Origin of the sequence: Facklamia sp. P12945 (assembly GCF_050409485.1) — a bacterium.
GTDB lineage: Bacteria > Bacillota > Bacilli > Lactobacillales > Aerococcaceae > Facklamia.
Map to the genome: position 1 here is coordinate 1 of NZ_JBNUPJ010000002.1, position 17701 is coordinate 17701.

At 37.8% G+C, this 17701-nt stretch carries 19 protein-coding genes; 5 read left to right on the forward strand and 14 right to left on the reverse strand.

Features of this window, described 5'->3' with window-relative positions:
• The first annotated feature begins 317 nt into the window (after positions 1 to 317).
• From pyrF to ACQV2X_RS00710, 3 genes are read left to right on the forward strand one after another with little or no spacing between them, the layout of a single operon-like run.
• A complete protein-coding gene (gene pyrF, locus ACQV2X_RS00700; protein ID WP_428876586.1) occupies positions 318 to 1055 on the forward strand; it encodes an orotidine-5'-phosphate decarboxylase in 738 nt (245 codons plus the stop codon).
• Between the two features lie 9 nt (positions 1056 to 1064).
• Positions 1065 to 1718 (forward strand): orotate phosphoribosyltransferase, encoded by a 654-nt coding sequence (pyrE, locus tag ACQV2X_RS00705; RefSeq protein WP_428873329.1) that lies wholly within the window; start codon positions 1065 to 1067, stop codon positions 1716 to 1718.
• Between the two features lie 52 nt (positions 1719 to 1770).
• Positions 1771 to 3012: an MFS transporter gene (locus tag ACQV2X_RS00710; RefSeq protein WP_428876584.1), complete on the forward strand. Its 1242-nt coding sequence runs from the start codon at positions 1771 to 1773 to the stop codon at positions 3010 to 3012.
• Positions 3013 to 3110: 98 nt separating this feature from the next.
• Here the strand turns inward: ACQV2X_RS00710 and ACQV2X_RS00715 are convergent, their stop codons facing one another.
• From ACQV2X_RS00715 to ACQV2X_RS00730, 4 genes are read right to left on the reverse strand one after another with little or no spacing between them, the layout of a single operon-like run.
• Positions 3111 to 3665: an ECF transporter S component gene (locus ACQV2X_RS00715; RefSeq protein ID WP_428875110.1), complete on the reverse strand. Its 555-nt coding sequence runs from the start codon at positions 3663 to 3665 to the stop codon at positions 3111 to 3113.
• Between the two features lie 25 nt (positions 3666 to 3690).
• Entirely contained in the window at positions 3691 to 4989 is a 1299-nt protein-coding gene (locus ACQV2X_RS00720) for a pyrimidine-nucleoside phosphorylase (RefSeq protein WP_428875108.1), read from the reverse strand.
• A 22-nt stretch (positions 4990 to 5011) separates the two neighbouring features.
• Positions 5012 to 5707 (reverse strand): ribose-5-phosphate isomerase RpiA, encoded by a 696-nt coding sequence (gene rpiA / locus ACQV2X_RS00725; RefSeq protein ID WP_428875107.1) that lies wholly within the window; start codon positions 5705 to 5707, stop codon positions 5012 to 5014.
• A gap of 17 nt (positions 5708 to 5724) precedes the next feature.
• Entirely contained in the window at positions 5725 to 6270 is a 546-nt protein-coding gene (locus tag ACQV2X_RS00730) for a flavodoxin domain-containing protein (protein ID WP_428873323.1), read from the reverse strand.
• Between the two features lie 151 nt (positions 6271 to 6421).
• Here ACQV2X_RS00730 and ACQV2X_RS00735 point away from each other — a divergent pair, with 151 nt between their 5' ends.
• Positions 6422 to 7099, forward strand: coding sequence for a CpXC domain-containing protein (locus tag ACQV2X_RS00735; RefSeq protein ID WP_428873321.1), 678 nt, complete (start codon positions 6422 to 6424; stop codon positions 7097 to 7099).
• 108 nt (positions 7100 to 7207) lie between these two features.
• Here the strand turns inward: ACQV2X_RS00735 and ACQV2X_RS00740 are convergent, their stop codons facing one another.
• From ACQV2X_RS00740 to tsaE, 9 genes are all read right to left on the reverse strand, one after another.
• A complete protein-coding gene (locus ACQV2X_RS00740) occupies positions 7208 to 8164 on the reverse strand; it encodes a glycosyltransferase family 2 protein (protein WP_428894173.1) in 957 nt (318 codons plus the stop codon).
• Between the two features lie 219 nt (positions 8165 to 8383).
• On the reverse strand, positions 8384 to 8773 hold the full coding sequence (locus ACQV2X_RS00745; RefSeq protein WP_428875106.1) for a hypothetical protein: 390 nt from the start codon (positions 8771 to 8773) through the stop codon (positions 8384 to 8386).
• Positions 8774 to 8883: 110 nt separating this feature from the next.
• The gene (locus ACQV2X_RS00750) at positions 8884 to 9960 is read right to left on the reverse strand and encodes an ABC transporter substrate-binding protein (protein ID WP_428875105.1); all 1077 of its coding nucleotides are present in this window, start codon (positions 9958 to 9960) and stop codon (positions 8884 to 8886) included.
• Between the two features lie 2 nt (positions 9961 to 9962).
• Positions 9963 to 10787: an ABC transporter permease gene (locus tag ACQV2X_RS00755; RefSeq protein WP_428873316.1), complete on the reverse strand. Its 825-nt coding sequence runs from the start codon at positions 10785 to 10787 to the stop codon at positions 9963 to 9965.
• Positions 10780 to 11598 carry an ABC transporter permease gene (locus ACQV2X_RS00760; RefSeq protein ID WP_428873315.1) on the reverse strand — a complete coding sequence of 273 codons (819 nt, stop codon included), beginning with the start codon at positions 11596 to 11598 and terminating at the stop codon, positions 10780 to 10782. The genes ACQV2X_RS00755 and ACQV2X_RS00760 overlap by 8 nt, the downstream gene beginning before the upstream one ends.
• Positions 11585 to 12694 carry an ABC transporter ATP-binding protein gene (locus ACQV2X_RS00765; protein ID WP_428875104.1) on the reverse strand — a complete coding sequence of 370 codons (1110 nt, stop codon included), beginning with the start codon at positions 12692 to 12694 and terminating at the stop codon, positions 11585 to 11587. The genes ACQV2X_RS00760 and ACQV2X_RS00765 overlap by 14 nt, the downstream gene beginning before the upstream one ends.
• Before the next feature lie 179 nt (positions 12695 to 12873).
• Positions 12874 to 13773, reverse strand: a complete 900-nt coding sequence (murB, locus tag ACQV2X_RS00770; protein WP_428873312.1) for a UDP-N-acetylmuramate dehydrogenase — start codon at positions 13771 to 13773, stop codon at positions 12874 to 12876.
• 85 nt (positions 13774 to 13858) lie between these two features.
• Positions 13859 to 14422, reverse strand: coding sequence for an N-acetyltransferase family protein (locus ACQV2X_RS00775; RefSeq protein WP_428873310.1), 564 nt, complete (start codon positions 14420 to 14422; stop codon positions 13859 to 13861).
• A gap of 3 nt (positions 14423 to 14425) precedes the next feature.
• The gene (gene tsaE, locus ACQV2X_RS00780) at positions 14426 to 14914 is read right to left on the reverse strand and encodes a tRNA (adenosine(37)-N6)-threonylcarbamoyltransferase complex ATPase subunit type 1 TsaE (RefSeq protein WP_428873309.1); all 489 of its coding nucleotides are present in this window, start codon (positions 14912 to 14914) and stop codon (positions 14426 to 14428) included.
• A gap of 124 nt (positions 14915 to 15038) precedes the next feature.
• Here tsaE and ACQV2X_RS00785 point away from each other — a divergent pair, with 124 nt between their 5' ends.
• Positions 15039 to 15578: a DUF4430 domain-containing protein gene (locus tag ACQV2X_RS00785; protein WP_428873308.1), complete on the forward strand. Its 540-nt coding sequence runs from the start codon at positions 15039 to 15041 to the stop codon at positions 15576 to 15578.
• A 68-nt stretch (positions 15579 to 15646) separates the two neighbouring features.
• On the opposite strand, the gene ACQV2X_RS00790 is transcribed toward ACQV2X_RS00785, so the two are convergent.
• Positions 15647 to 17677: an amidase family protein gene (locus ACQV2X_RS00790; RefSeq protein WP_428876140.1), complete on the reverse strand. Its 2031-nt coding sequence runs from the start codon at positions 17675 to 17677 to the stop codon at positions 15647 to 15649.
• Positions 17678 to 17701: the final 24 nt, after the last annotated feature.

Consider the following 17701-nt stretch of genomic DNA (forward strand, 5'->3'; position numbering starts at 1 on the left):
ATAATCTCCCATCATTTTCCCTCCTATCCTTTTCATCATTTATTATAGAGGATAGTGGGACATTTTGATTTGTGTTCTCTTGAGACATTATCATTTACGTTTAACACATAATTTTTTTAATGTTTATTTTCCTATTGACAATTCCTTTGATTCATTTTATACTCTTAACAATTTGAAACGATCGCTTTAAACATGTTCAGAGAAGCATGAAAGAAGATCCACACCCTGAGTATGCCTTTGGGCATGCTTTTATGGATATATCTTTTATGCCTAACCGAATATGTGGTTAGGCGTTTTTTATTAGAAAGGTGGACTTTATGGAACTCAATCCTCAACTACCCATTATTGCGCTTGATTTTGCCAGTGATCAAGAAATCTTAGACTTTTTAAAGCTTTTACCCCAAGGTCCCCATAATATAAAAATAGGCATGGAAGTTTTCTATTTGGGAGGCCCTCAACTTTTAGAAACCATTTCCAGTCAGGGTCATGCTGTTTTTCTTGACCTTAAACTCCATGACATCCCTAACACCGTGATGAGATCCATGCGAATTCTCGCTCAATTGGGTGTAGCCATGGTTAATGTCCATGCGGCAGGTGGACTTAAAATGATGGAAGCAGCCAAAGAAGGTCTGATACAAGGGACACCTTCTGGTCAAAAAGAACCCCTTTTGATTGCAGTCACTCAACTGACTTCTACTTCTAACCAACAAGTGGAAGAAGAACAACTGATTACTGCCGGTTTAGAAACTTCAACCTTACACTATGCCAAATTAAGTCACCAAGCAGGCCTTGACGGTGTAGTTTGCTCACCCCATGAAGCTAAGGCGATCAAAGAGGTCACTCATACTAACTTCCTAACGGTTACACCAGGAATACGCCCACAAACGATAAATTGTACGGATGACCAGCACCGTATCGCTGATGTCCAAACTGCTGTTAAAAATCTCAGTGATTATCTCGTGATTGGTCGTCCAATTACCCAGGCAGATAATCCAAAAGCGGCTTACATGGACATAGTTGAAAAAATAGCTGAAGCACAAAAATTATTAAAATAGGAGGTCATCATGGAAAACGTTCATCAAACCAGCAGTAAAGAAAAGATTGCTAATATCCTCTTGGATATTGAAGCAGTTAAAATCAGCTTAGATCCCCCTTTTACCTGGTCAAGCGGTTTAAAATCACCCATTTATTGTGATAACCGCCTAATTATTAGCCATCCGCAAAGCCGGCAGCTTTTAATTGAAGCTATGGTAGCAGCCGTTAAAGAAAACTTTGCACAGGTCGAAGTGATCGCGGGTACAGCTACTGCTGGTATTCCTCACGCTGCTTTCTTGGCACAAGAATTAAACTTACCAATGATTTATGTGCGGTCTAGTCCTAAAGGACACGGCATGCACAATCAAATTGAAGGCCACTTAAATCCAGGACAAAAAGTCCTAATGATTGAAGACTTGATTTCAACCGGTGGGAGCGTCATTAAAGCGGCTCACGCCGTTCAAAATGCTGGTGGTCAAGTGATTGGGGCCCTAGCTATCTTTAATTACTTATTAGATGCCGGTCGTCAAAATTTTGCTAAAGAATCTTTCCCGCTAGTCACCTTGAGTGATTATGCCACTCTGATCGATACGGTTACCCAAAAACCTGATTTTGCAAGTCATAAGCAAAGCTTAGCCAATTGGTACAAAGATCCTCAAGCTTGGAGTCAAGCTTTTAACTAAAGTCAAAATATTAATTAAAAAAGTCCGTGAACTTTTATTAAGGAGAGTTGTTATGAAAACTATAAATTATGATCGTCGTGCCCTCATTACTTCAATGATTGCCTCTGGTTTAGATGATGTCAATGTGATGTTTTTGGCCTTTTCCCTATCCTCTATTATTGCTGATTTGAATATTTCCTCTACTCAAGCCGGTTGGATTGGAACCATTACTAACTTCGGAATGCTGTTTGGGGGACTTGTCTTTGGGGTCTTAGCAGACCGCTATAACAAATATAAAGTATTAAAATGGACCGTCGCAATTTTTTCTGCAGCCACAGCCCTTATCTTCTTTAGTCAAAGCATCAATAGCCTTTTAGCTTTACGCTTCTTAGCTGGTATTGGAGTTGGTGGTGAGTACGGTGTTGCCTTAGCAATCATGGCGGGTATTGTACCAAGCAACAAAATGGGTCGTATCTCCTCACTGAATGGTGTCATGGGACAAATCGGTTCGATTACATCCGCTGTTTTAGCCAGCTTAATTGCACCCGTCTTTGGTTGGAGAGGACTTTTCGCTCTAGGTGTTCTGCCGTTAATCTTAGTGGCTTACATGCACTTTATGATTAAAGAAGATCAAATCACTGATCGTGGTAGCCAGAAAGTCGACCGTCAACAAGCAGGTAAAATCTCTGACCTCTTCAAAACACCTGCTCTAGCCCATCAAACCATTGCTTTAATGGTGATGACTTCTGTTCAAATTGCTGGTTACTTTGGAATGATGAACTGGTTACCAACTATGATGCAAGGTAAATTAGGGATCAGCCTGGGTAACTCTAACCTTTGGATGATTACTACTATTGTAGGAATGTCGATCGGTATGTTAGTCTTCGGTTATTTTCTAGATATGTTTGGTCCACGTTTAGTTTATGGCATTTTCCTCATCCTATCAGCTATCTCGGTTTTCGCTTTTACTTATGTCCATTCTGCCTTAAGCCTTTTACTTGGCGGTGCTTTAATGGGCTTCTTTGTTAATGGAATGTTTGCCGGCTATGGCGCTATGGTTACGCGCTTATACCCCCTTCAAGTCAGAGCAGTAGCTAATAACATCATTTTAAATGTTGGTCGTGCAATCGGTGGTTTCTCTTCTCTCATCATTGGAATGATTTTAGAAAACTATGCGATGCGTGCAGTTATGTTTTTCCTAGCCAGTCTATATATTATATCCTTCTGCTTTATGATTTCGATTAAAAACCTCAAGCAAGAGAGATATCAAACCATCCATACAAACAGCCCTGCACTTGAACCAGCTAAAGTTTAAGACAATTTAGTAAAGCCCTCGACTTAAAGCGTCGAGGGCCATTAAATTTTACCAATTAAAAAGGTTCAGCCTTAAAGACTGAACCCCAAGTGGTAAATTTACTCACCAATTGTATGATAGCGTTGGAAAATTTTCTTTAAAGGGAAATATAAAACTGGCACTAAAATTGCTGTAACAAGTCCTGTAAAAAGACTGGCTGGCATGGCTGAAATCGCCATCGCAATTGCTGCAGAAGATGTGGCTCCTAAGATCATTTGATTGATAATATGCTTACCAAAGATTAATACAATCTTAGTTAATGCTCCTACGATTCCTAATGTCACAATATGACTCATACTATCCTTTTTATGGAAGAATTTATTATATATGAATGAGACCATAATCAAAACCAAGAGGTTTTCTAAAAGGGTAAAATGAACGACATAGAAATAACCATTCAAGCTATCAAAGAGGAAAAGCCCTATTAAAGCAGCAGCCGTACCACGTTTGAACCCCATTAGTAAAACTGCTAAAATCACCAAGGCATTCCCTGGATGAACAAAAGAATTAGAGATGGCGGATGGCATCGGGACACGGATAAAGGTAATCGCAGCGATGATTAAAGCAGCATAAATCCCGATTTGAACATACTTAAACGTTTTGTTATTTGACATAGTAACTTCCTTCTTCTTGCGTATTTTAATCAATTGTTTTATAAATTAGAGGTAATTCTTTAGCTGTATCAGCGATTTGAATAGCTTGGTCTAGTCGCTTCAAGCAGTCATCAATATCTTCCCGATTGGAATGGATGATTGCGAGTGGATCTCCTTCTTGAACAGGATCTCCTACCTTAGCTTTTAAGACAATGCCTACTACTGGATCAATTTCATCTTCTTTAACCGCACGACCCGCTCCTAAAACCATCGCTGCTTCACCCACTAAATCGGCTACCCAGTGACTAACTACACCTGATTTTTTAGCTAAATACGGAATTTGATACTTGGCTTTACCTAATTGTTCCGGATTATCAATGAATGAAGCATCTCCTCCTTGAATCTCAATAAATTCACGGAATTTTTCTAAGGCTGCTCCTGAGTCAATCTGCGCTTGCAACATTTCAATACCTTCTGGCAAACTTTTTACTTTCTCAGCAGACAAGAGCATTTGTGCTCCAAGATTCAGACAAAGCTCCGTTAGATCTTGCGGACCTTTACCTTTTAAGGTTTCCACAGCTTCATTGACCTCTAAGGTATTACCAATTGCAAAGCCTAATGGCTGATCCATATTAGATAAGATGGCTACTGTTTTACGACCTAAATGATTGCCTATTTCAACCATGGTGTTGGCCAACTCTTCGGCCATCTCGATTGTCTTCATAAAGGCGCCATCGCCTACTTTTACATCTAGGACAATTGCATCAGCACCCGAAGCAATTTTCTTAGACATAATGGAAGAAGCAATTAAAGGAATAGACTGGACAGTAGAAGTGACATCTCTTAAAGCATACAGCTTTTTATCAGCTGGGGTTAAATCGCCAGTTTGTCCGACCACGGCCACTTGGTGTTGGTTTACTTGAGCAATAAAGGCAGCTTCAGCGATTTCAAAATTAAAGCCCTTGATTGTTTCAAGTTTATCCAGCGTACCACCCGTATGGCCTAAACCACGCCCTGACATCTTAGCCACCGGAACACCACAAGAAGCTACTAAGGGAGCTAGGACTAGAGTGGTTGTATCTCCAACACCTCCGGTCGAATGTTTATCTACTTTGATGCCTTTGATAGCAGAGAGATCGATCTGATCGCCTGATTCAACCATAGCCATGGTCAAATAACTAACTTCTTTAGCATTCATGCCATTAAAGTAAACTGCCATATTCAAGGCGGCCATTTGGTAATCAGGAATTTCTCCCTTAGTAAATCCGTTAATAATATATTGGATTTCAGCTTGGGTCAATGCTTGATTTTCTTGTTTTTTATGGATTAAATCTACCATTCTCATACTTCATCATCCTTAATATTGTCTAATTTACTTCACCACTACGTTCGATTTTAATAATTTCTCCATCAGCTTGGGCAACCAGAATGATATCGGCATAATTTAAGAAAAGGCCATGCTCAACTACTCCAACCTTAGACTTAATCTCGGCTGCCAACACTTGGGGATTAGGAATCTCTTCTAAATGGAGGTCAATGATATAATTGCCGGAATCGGTAATGAAAAGCCTGTCATCTTCAATTCTTCTAAAGCTTGGTTTCATCCCAGCGCTTTTAAAAGCATCATAAACTTTCCATGAGCCAAAGCGAACTACTTCTACTGGAAGAGGAAATTTCCCTAATTGGTTAACTAATTTACTCTCATCCATAATCCAAATAATCTTATCACTGTTTTCAGCAATAATTTTTTCATGCAAAAGCGCACCACCACCGCCTTTAATACCGGCGAATTGACGAGTTGTTTCGTCCGCTCCATCTACTAACAGATCGATGCGATTGACATCTTCAATTTCTTTTAAGGGTAAGCCTAATTTTAAAGCCTGTTCAGAAGAGCGATCAGAAGTAGAGACTGTTAAAATATTATTGAGTTCTCCTGCTTGGAAACGGCGTCCTAGCTCTTCAATAAACCAATATGCCGTTGAGCCAGTCCCTAATCCGACCACCATACCATCTTCAACATAAGAGGCTGCATATTTGCCCACTCGTTTTTTTGCTTCTTCCATCTTATTCGATTCCTCCATTATCCAATGTATTGTACAATTTCACGTATATACTCTACCATATTCGCTATTTGCTTTAAATCCTCTTTTTCAGCCGTTCCTCCATGATAATCCAACAAATGCCATTCCTCGGGGCCCAAAATCACATCATCCAGGCTAGTGCCTGGTTGACGCTTCATTCTTTTGGAAGCTAAGTACATTAAAGAAAAGCGCTTAGAGGCAATTCGACCACGATAATGAAAGGTTGCTAATTGTTGATAGACTCTAGCTGTAAAGGTTTCTTTTAATAGTTTCGTAAAGTTGGTAAGATTTGGGGTAGAAATGCCCACAGTGAATAAGACCCAACTCGGTTCGCGGTAGCGATTCATCAACTGATTAATCAAAGTCGACTTAAAAATCCTTCCGGAGAAAACAAAGGTGCCTACAATAATTAAATCATAGTGGTTCAAAGTAGTTCGATCAACCTCACTTAAAGCTACCATCGGAAAGTCAAAGACTCTTTGGAGGGCTCTAGCATAAATTAAGGTAGATCCATAAGGTGATTCATAAATAATTAAACTTTTCATATATTCCCCCCTCTATACCTATTACTTTAGCTATTATAGCACAGTTTAAGACAATGTGTTAATCGCTTACAAGATTATATTAATGATTCTTTCGCATCTTTCCTCATTTTTGATATACTAGAATTATTAATCCGATAAAGGAGGCAATTGAATGCCACAAACAATCCACTTAGAGTGTCCAGTATGCCAAGCTAAGCAGGAACATATCATCGAAACTGCTATCAATAGTCAAAAACACCCCGAATTAAAACAACAACTATTAGAAGGTCAGCTTCTAGCCTTTGAATGCGATCAATGTGGGGCCAAAAGACAAATAGAAACTCAAATTCTCTATCATGATCCAAAACTCAAGCTTTTGATATATTTAGCACCTAATTTTAAAGAAAATCGCGAAAAAATATTAAAAGGTCTTAGCTTAATGACAGCTGAGGAAGGGATTGATATTAGTGATTATCATTTAAGAGTTGTAACTTCAGCCCCTCAACTGATTGAAAAAATCCAGATTTTTGATCGAGGATTTAATGATCAGGTAATGGAAGTTGTAAAAGTATTAACAGATGGCCTATTTGCTCAACAAGAACCGAATCGAAAAGTACTTAACCGCTTCTTTATTCACAAAGATAATCAAGATAAATTCCTTTATCTTACAGAAGATGAGCAGCTTATGGTTGATTACCATCCATCGCTTACAGACTTCATTCTTGATAAGTTTGCTAAAGAATTAAAAAACGATTATCTCGGGCAATTTATTATGGTGGACTATGAATGGGCAAGCAATATTGCCAATCACCAACCCGGACCAGGTCAGCCAATGTTAGATGAAGAATAGGTCTTATCACCATTCCCCAACAATTTACACACTCAAATCAAGAACAGCCTACACAAGCATGTGCAGGCTGTTCTTTTATATTATCAGACTCATTTTTAAATAATTATCCTAGTCATCTTCTTCAAAAAGCTTCTCTTCTCTCACCAAATATATAGGTCGTCGTTTATCTTCGGTAAAAATTTTAGAAATGTACTTGCCAATAATACCTAAGCATAAAAATTGAAAGCCACCCATAAATAATATTAATAAGGCCAAGAGACTGTTCGCAGAAGCGCTTACTTGATAAAGTAAAAAAGCCACTAGTAAGTAGATACCCCAAACCAAAGCTGTGCCAATACTGAAAAGACCTAAGAAACTAGCAATTGTTAATGGAAAGTCCGAAAAAGAAATTAAGCCATCGATAGCATAATCGAACAAACTTCTAAATGACCATGAGGATTGACCAGCAATGCGTTTAATATTAGGGTATTCTAAATATTTCACTTTAAAACCAACCCATGAGAAAATCCCTTTTGAAAAGCGATTATACTCACCCATAGATACAACGGCATCTACGACTTGTGCCTTCATCAAACGATAATCTCGCGTACCTTCTGCTAACTCAAGGCGCGAAATTAAATTATTCAATTTGTAAAAAAGGCGGGCAAAAAAAGAACGAACAACTGGTTCGCCTTCTCTAGAAGTCCTTCTGGTTGCTACCACATCGACATTTGGATCTAGAATCATTCGATACATATCTACTAACATCATCGGTGGATCTTGTAAATCCGCATCCATAATTGCAACATACTCACCTTTGGCGTGTTTCAAGCCGGCATAAAGACCTGCTTCTTTACCAAAATTGCGTGAAAAAGATAGGTATTCAATGCTGTCTGGATATTGCTGAACCACTTCTTTAATAGCATTTAGGGTTTGATCGGTTGACCCATCATCTATTAATAGTAATTCAATTTCAACTTCTTTTAGGTCTTTTTGAACTTTTAAAATTGCCTCAATAAACGGCTGGATTGTCTTTTGTTCATTATAACAAGGAACAACAACAGTCATTACATTTTTTCTAACCAAAAAGATTCCTCATTTCTTAATACTTGCTAATTAAATTTGCAAGTCACTTGTCCTATTATTATATATCAAATTCACATCAAACTGTCTATTATTAAAATTTTTTCATAAAACAGTCGATCCCACGGTGCCCTTTCAAAAAAATAAACTTAAACACCCATAAATAAATTAGTGTTTAAGTTTATTGTTAAAGATTAAAACCATCTTAATTGCTAAGAACAGTTAGATGTTTTTAAGTGATGGCTGACTCAACTCTTTGGCTTCAATGGAATACTCGAACAACCACTCGCACTTGGGTATGGGGTCCGCTAATTTAAATACTAAGATCCACTCACCTGATGGAAGAATGCCTGGACGTGTTCCACTGCTTGATTCTAACTCATCAATACTTAGAATAATCCGTCGACCTTGACAAACATTTTGAATATCGATTCTTAAATTATAGTGTGAATCATAAGCCATTAATGAGTCAATCGCATAATCCCCCAGATAGATATTGAATTCAAACACTAAATAACTAATAGTAGCTGGAAGCTCTAAGCGTTCAATGATAAAAGAAGCTGATGGGTCTTCATAATCTTTAATAGTTAACCGCTTATTAACAAGTTGCAAAACGATCTCTCCCTTCCAATCATAAATCCTTAATAAGTTTAACCGTTGATTATGAATTTTGTAGCCTATTTACTGTTAAGTTTATGTAAATTTATACTCTCAATAAAGAATTAGCGCGGTTCTAATTTAATACGTAAATATTCATCATTATATTCGATCAATTTTTCTTGACCAAGGTTACGATAAATTTCTAAATGATCAATAATTTCTTGCGGAGGATAAAAGGCCGGATCGGCAATTACTTCTGGATCCATTAAATCAATGGCATCCTTATTAGGGGTAGCGTATCCAATATATTCAGCATTTCTAGCTGCTATATCTGGGCGCATCAAGAAATCCATTAAAGCGTGTGCACCTTCGAGATTTTTTGCACCTTTAGGAATGGCCAAGGTATCAAACCAAATGTTAGACCCTTCTTTCGGAACCATATAGGCTAAATTTTCATTGTCATACATAGCCATGGCAGCTTCGCCTGAATAAGTAACGGCTATTGGGGCTTCTCCGATTGTCGCATACATTTTAATTTCATCTGCAAGTAAAGCCAGGATATTAGGCATTAATTGTTTCATCTTTTGAGTGGCCTTAGCAATAAGTTCACTATCTGTTTCATTAAGTGAATGCCCTTCTGATTGCAGACCAATCCCAATCACTTCACGGGCGCCATCAATTATCATAATCTTATTACGATATTCTTCTCGCCAAAGGTCATTCCAACTGGTAATTTCGTCTTCCGCAATTTGACTGCTATCATAAAGAATACCTAAAGTACCCCAAAAATATGGCACTGAATATTGATTGCCTCGATCAAAAGGCTGGTCCATAAATTCTTCATCAATATGTTTGAGATTAGGTAAGCGTTTATGATCAATTTTTTCTAATAAATCCATTTCCATCATTGTTTCTACCATGTATTCACTCGGCCCAATTAAATCATAATTGGTACCAGCTTGTTGAATTTTTGTGAGCATGGCCTCATTAGAATCAAAGGTTTCATAAACTACCACATAACCCGTTTCTTCTTCAAACTCATCGATTAAATCAGGATCAATATAATCGCCCCAATTATAAAAATTGACAATATTACTCTCACCCGTTAATCCTTGACTAGATTGTAGGTAGTAACGCCCAACAAACATCAAAGCCACTGCAAGTAGAATGGCAATCATTACTTTTACTAATGCTTTCATTACTAACCTCCTCTAGCTTGACGCATTTTAAGTGCTGCTTTTCGCTGTTCTCCGACCCTGAGCGTGTAATAGCCAAAGACTAAAAGTAAAGCTAACAAGAACATTAAAGTAGAGAGCGCATTAATTTCCAAGCTTACCCCTGTTCTAGCACGTGAATATACCTCAACTGATAACGTTGAGAAACCATTCCCAGTTATAAAGAAAGTAACAGCAAAATCATCTAAGGAATAGGTGAAAGCCATGAAGTAACCGGCTAAAACACCACTTTTAATGGAAGGTAAAATAATTCTTGATAGAATCTGATTCTGGTTGGCTCCCAAGTCTTGAGCCGCCGTAATCATGGCTGGATTCATTTCATAAAGTCTTGGCAAGACCATTAAAACCACTATCGGCACATTAAATGCAATATGTGATAACAAAACAGTGGTGAAGCCAAATTCAAACTTTAATAAGAATGAAAACATCAAGAGAAAGCTAGCTCCCATCATGACATCGGGTGTAACCATTAAGACTGAATTTAGATTAAGAATAGCTTGACGACTACGATTAGAACGATAGTAATAAATAGCTATCGCTCCTAGAGTGCCAATGATGGTTGCAATTAAAGCGGATAAAAGAGCGATAATAAAGGTGTTTAAGATGAAGGTCATCAGACGTTTATCTTCAAAAAGGGTTTGATAATGCTCTAGCGTAAAACCAGAAAAGTTAGTCATGTCTCCACCAGCATTAAAGGAATAAAACATTAAATAAATCAAAGGTGCGTACATTAATAAAAAGACAAACGCAATATAAAGGGTAGAACCCATTCTTTTTTTAGTTTTATGCATCTTGACCACCTCCTGCCTTAGAACGATCCCTAGTAGTAAATAGAATGATGAACATAATCAACATTAAAACTACACCGATGGTTGATCCCATCCCCCAATCCTGGGTAACTAAGAAATGCTGCTCAACAGCCGTACCTAAAGTGATTACACGGTTTCCTCCAATTAAGCGGGTAAGCATGAAAAGAGAAAGAGAAGGAATGAAGACCGCTTGGACACCCGAGCGCACTCCTCTCAGTGATAAAGGAAAAATCACACGCCGAATGATGGTCATCTTAGATGCTCCCAAGTCATAGGCCGCTTCTAATAGACTGGGTTGAATCTCATTGATTGAGTTGAAAATCGGCAAGAACATAAAAGGCAACTCAATATAAGCTGCTACTAGAAGGAAGGAAACATCAGTAAACAGCAACTGTTGTCTACCGAAACCAAGCGCTTCAAAGAAATTATTTAAAGGACCCGAATTACCTAAGATGCCTATGAAGGCATAGGTTTTAAGCAATAAATTAATCCATGTTGGTAAAATAATCAGCATCAACCACAAGTCTTTATTTTTGCTTTTAGAAAGAATATAAGCTAGTGGGTAGGCTAATAAAAAAGTGAATAAAGTTACAAGAAAGGCATACCAAAAGGAAGACAGAGTCATTCGGATATATTCCATTGAAGTGAAAAAATGCTGGTAGTTAGCTAGGGTAAATTGTCCATCAATGCCTATAAATGACCGTTGAAAAAGCACTAGTAAGGGAGTAATCACAAAGATGGCTAGCCATAAATAATAGGGGATAGCCAACAAATGAATATTAGTCTTCTTCATTTTCCCCCTCCTCATATTGCTCTAAACGAGCGTCAAATTCCTCCTCTGTTTCATTAAATCTCATAACATGAATTTCATCCGGACCAATTTGCAAACCGATTTTTTGTCCAATATCAACCTTCTCTGTTGTGTGAATCATCCATTCGTTTTGCTCATCATCATAGGCAATAATTTCATTGAACATCCCTCTAAAGAGCATAGTATCAACTGTTGCGTTAATCTGACCCTGATTAGGAGCAGTGATTTTTACATCTTCTGGTCGAATCACAACCTCTACTGCTTCGCCTTTAGGAATCCCTGCATCCTCACAATCGAATTCATGACCGACAAATTTAACCCGGTAATCAGCCATCATGGTTGCATCAATAATATTTGATTCTCCAATAAAGTCAGCAACGTATCGATTAATCGGCTCATCATAAATATCTGAAGGCGTACCCGATTGCACAATTTCTCCTCTATCCATAACAAAAATCCAATCAGACATAGCTAAAGCTTCTTCTTGATCATGTGTGACAAAAACGAAAGTAATCCCTAGACGCTGTTGTAATTCACGTAATTCATACTGCATATCGGTTCTTAATTTTAAGTCTAAAGCTGATAAGGGCTCATCTAAAAGTAGAACGTCCGGCTCATTGACCAGTGCGCGTGCAATCGCTACCCTTTGTTTTTGACCACCTGACATTTCATTAATATTTCGTTCTTCATACCCATCTAACCGCACCTGCTTAAGCGCAGCTTGAACTTTGTTTTTAATGATTTGTTTGTCAACATTTTTGACAGATAAACCAAAGGCAATATTATCAAAAACATTCATATGTGGAAAAAGTGCATAATCTTGAAAAACGGTATTAACTTTACGTTTATTAGCAGGAATGTTGGTTACTTCATTTCCTTCAATCGATACTGTCCCTTCACTTGCTTGAGTAAAGCCTGCGATAATTCTTAAAATTGTTGTTTTACCGCATCCTGATGGTCCAAGCAAAGTATAAAACTGTCCTTGTTCCAACTCCATATTAATATTTTTTAATACCATTTGATCATCAAAGTGCTTTGAAACGTTCTTTAACTCGACACTTAGTAATGCTTCACTCATGCTTGACACCCTCTTTTGTATTTTTTGAAGGAAACCTTCCGCCCGATTATATCATGTTATACTCACGCTTTGTAAGTTAGATTTTAAAATAAAAATCGACAAACATTAATATTCAGTAATCTATCTGTAAACATTAAAAAAGCCACATGTACACATGTGACTCCTAATCTATAAATAAATTATTCGACATCCTCACCAATAATACGGACTTCTGTTTCTAGATGTACTTGGTTCTTTTCCCAAATAGTTGCTTGGATAAAAGCAATTAAGTCAGTATAGTTTGTTGCCGTTGCATTATCCACATTGACAATAAAGCCTGCATGCTTCTTAGACACTTCAGCTCCACCGATACGATAGCCCTGTAGACCAGCATCTTGGATTAACTTCCCTGTATAATAACCTTCAGGTCTCTTGAAAACAGATCCACATGAAGGATATTCTAAAGGCTGCTTGGATTGGCGTAAATGTGTTAGATGATCCATTTCTTCTTCTATATGTGCAAAGTCACCAGCTTGCAATTTAAAACGAACAGATAAAATCAAATCATTTTGCTCTTGAAAAACAGAATGGCGATAAGAAAAATGACAGTCTGGATTTTTAAAGGTTTTAATTAAGCCATCACGACTGATTACATCGACTTCATCAATGACATCTTTGACTTCTCCGCCATAGGCCCCCGCATTCATATAAACAGCCCCACCGATCGAGCCTGGTATACCACAAGCAAACTCCAGGCCTGTAAGTGAATGTTCGAGCGCTAAGTGAGTTAGTTTAATCAATGACGCCCCTGATTCCGCTTCAAGGATGTTAGAATCGATGCGTCGCATCGACTTCATCTCAGTCATCATGATGACAACGCCACGAATGCCACCATCTTTTACTATTAAGTTGGAAGCATTACCTAAAACCGTTAAATCTAACGGCTGATTTTTTACATAGTTCACAATGGTTTCCACTTGAAAGCGATCATGAGGAAAGACCAAATAATCTGCCTTACCACCTGTTTTTGTATAAGTATATTTTGATAGAGGCTCATCTTTTAATATTTTGATGTTAGGAAATTTTTCTAGTAAATTCATTTTATTTTCCCCTTCAGTATAATCGTCATTCCATTCTAGTTAAAAGGATGTCACTTGTAAAGTGGCATCCTTTTATGTAAGCGATTTACGCAAGATTTTTTTCCATAGTATAGACATCGTAATAAAAATGACCATGTCTTAAACGCTGACTTAAAGTTCCTTTGATATCAAATCCAAACGATTTATAAAGTCGGACAGCCCGTTGATTTTCAGTGACCACTTCTAAAGTTAAAATTTTTAAATCAACTTTTTTGGCAAAATCAATTAATTCTTGCACAATCATTTTGCCAATTCCATAGCCCCAATATTCTTTCACAATCGATACTCCTATTTCAGCGATATGGTCTTGCTTGTGACTTGAGAAATTAGCTAAATTACCGATTCCAATAACTTGATCGTCAACTTCAATAATTAATAATAATGATTTTTTAGCCAACAGGTAGTTTCGAATCAATTCTTTTTCTTGCTGAACATCCAGAGATAATCCTTCAGGTCCGGTTGTAAGATAATTGGTATCTTTACCGATATGTCTCATTAATCCTAAAATGGCGCGAGCATCTTTGACTTGGGCTTGACGAATTGACAGTTGAATCTCTTCTTCGACCATTTCGACTTGTTTTTCTTGGTCTGGATTTTCTCGATAAGACATTGTTTAATCGCCCCTTTCTATATGATCTCTAAACTTTTGAAAGATGATTTGATGCTTATTATCTGCTTGTGGCGATAAACTTATTTCTATTTGACGTTGGTTTTGATCCAATAATTTGAAAGCTATCTCTATATGACTTTTCGGTAAATAATCTGTAATAAATTGTGGCCATTCAACCAGACAAATAGACTGTTGATCGAAAAACAAATCAAAATCAACAGTATCCGCTCCACCTTCTTCTAAGCGATATGCATCAATATGGACCACTCGCTCAGCTACTTGCTGAAGTTCATATTCTTTAACTATGGTATAAGTCGGACTTTTAATGGCTCTATCAATTCCTAAAGAACGCCCAAAAGCCTGAGTAAAAGCTGTTTTCCCCGATCCCAATGGACCTGAAAGCAAAATAAGACTTCCTGGTTGAATGACTTTAGCTAATATTTTAGCCAGGCTTTTTGTATCCTCTAAGTTATGACTTGTAAAGTTTATCATCTTTTTTCCCCATTCACTTGCTGATAGATTAAGTATAACGAAGATTCCGGCAAACATCGAATTATTTGACTTTAGAGGTGATTATTGCTAATTTTATAGTAATAGAAAACGAGGAGGTCAGTTGATGAAAAAAATACTACAAATATCCACAGCACTTATCTTAACCGTTTTTTTAGGCGCTTGCGATATGTTGCCTGGAAATGATAAAGCAAAGGTAGAAAATGCCCCTACCGAAGAGGTTACTACTAATGAAGAAGAAAAAACAGATACTACCATGGCTGCTGAAGAAACCACAATGGAAGAAACTACTGTTGAAACAGCTGCTAATGATGCTGAGGGACTAGAAGGTACTGCAACAATCATTATTAACCAAGAATCGGGAGCCCCTCTTGAATATGAAGTAAATAATATCGGTGGTGTGAGTGTTCTAGAGGCTATGTCTGCGATTGAAGAGTTAGAATTCAACTTCAATGAAGATGAAGGTGTTGTTGATATTATTGATGGTGTAGAGAATGACTACGCTCCAAACACTTGGGTGTATTTAATTAACAAGCAATTTGCCGAGCTGGGTGTTGTTTCTCAAAAATTAGAAGACGGTGATGAAATCGAATGGTATTATGGTACTATCGATGATATTCCTGTTACAATTATTCCAGCAGAATAATCAAAAAAGCTATTAAATGCTATAAATGTAAGAAAACCACTCTTCTGGAAGAGTGGTTTTAAATTGCCTTATTTTTTACGAACGAAGTAACCGGCGATGCCGAATAAAGTAAGGCTTATACTGTACATGACCAGCTGATCACTTTCCCCAGTGTTTGGAAGTGTATCCTTCGCTGAATCAGTGGCTTGAACTTGATGATCCTTTACGACTGGTTGTGAAGAAGGGCTATTGGATAAATGATTGTCTTCAGCCTGTTCTTCAATATTGCTTTGGTCATCCAAGTCCTCAATTTGAGTATCTGCCCCATTTCCTACTGTTTCATCCGCTCCCGGAAATGGATTTAAGATGTTGTCTGTATCTGGCTCCACATCTGGATTTGATTCCTTATCATCACTCGGACGATTATAGTAGGTAATAAAGCGATTGCTTTCTTCTAACAGTTTCCCAATTTGTAGTAAACTGCGGTCGTTTTTAGCAAATGTGTTGAACATTACACCCATCGGCAGTCCTTTATCTGTCAAATATGTTGGTAAGCTCAGTGCAGGTGTACCAGTTAGATTAGCCAATTGAGTGTAAGGAGTCAAAGTCCACGCTGGTAACCATTGATCATAAATTACTTGTAATTTTTCAACTTTACTCAAACCAGACATGTCTTCCATTACTTCAGCCAGCTCTGGACTAATATGATTATAATCAGCCTTTGGAGCTGGGTAAGCATTAGTAGCTGTTAATAAAAATGGATATTTTGAATAGAAAGCGTTCATATCTTCTGTCACTTGATGGATATAGTCCCAAGCTCCAGCTACATCTTCTTTAGTTAAATCCTTTGATGTTTGGTATAAAGCCCAAGTTAGCAATTCCACATCTTCTCTTTGAATTGGTCGACCAAGTGGTCTCTTTGCTATGTAGTCCAAAGAGCCAGCAGCCGAAGAAGCAAGAATGTAGTATTGCTCCATTAATTTTTTTCCATCTACTGGATAAGCTACTTCCTCGACTAAATAACCTTCACCTTTTAAGAAATTGGCTACCTCTCGAACTGCTTGAATAGCATCTTCTGATATCGGCGTTCCAGCAGGAGTCATGGTTGTGTAGGCTATGGGAGTGGTCTTGTCAAAGCTTCCTTGCAGTACATGTTCACGCGTCTTTTCGTTTAATAAGGTCTCAAAAAGTGTAATTGTATCTTGCATTGATTTAGTCTCTGCAAAGTGGGTGGTTTGATTGTTTATTGAGCTGCTATCCCATGTTAAAATTCCTCTCGATGGATGTAAACCAATTAAACCAGACCAAGAAGCTGGAATTCTAGTAGAACCACCGGCATCACTGGAACTTGCGACTGGTACTTGCCCAATTGCGACAGCTGCTGAAGATCCCCCTGAAGATCCTCCCGGATTATGGGCTAAATTCCAAGGATTATGTGTGTCACCATACAATTCAGAATTAGTTACATTGATCCAACCCATTTGCGGATAAGAAGTTTGACCGATTACAATAAAGCCTGCTTCTTTAAAAGCTTTTACTTGGCGACCATCTCTAGAAGATGTTTGATCTTCCAAAAACTTGAAGCCGAGTGTATTGCTACCCTCTTCCACAGAGTGACCTAGACCCTTCACTAACATCGGCACACCATAAAAAGGCTGACCAGTATCTTCCATCGCTTCAGCTTCAGCTAAAGCAGCTTCTTTGCGTGTTGAAATAACGTTATTTAAATCAGGATTTGTTTCTTCGATTACTTGAAAAGCAAATTCAATTAATTCTTTACTTGTTGTTCTTCCACTTCTGACCATTTCAGCAAGTGTTGTGGCGTCCAACTTTTTATATTCTTCAATAGTTAAGGGAGTTTGTGAAGGTGTTTCGCCTTCACCTTGTGAATCAACTTCCATTCTAGCAGGTGTTTCTTGTGGTTCTTCTTCACTTTCACCAGGAATCACAGCATTGTCAGATTCTATCTCTGGATTTGATTTTACTTGAATAGATTGCAAGCTGGAATTTAAGCTTTCTACATCTGATTCCATAGCGTTTACATTCACTGCAAGTGGCGTGAAACTATTTAAGGCAAGGGTTGACAACAATAAGAGTCGCTTCATTAAACTTTTTTTCATTGATTTCCTCCAATAAGTAATTTT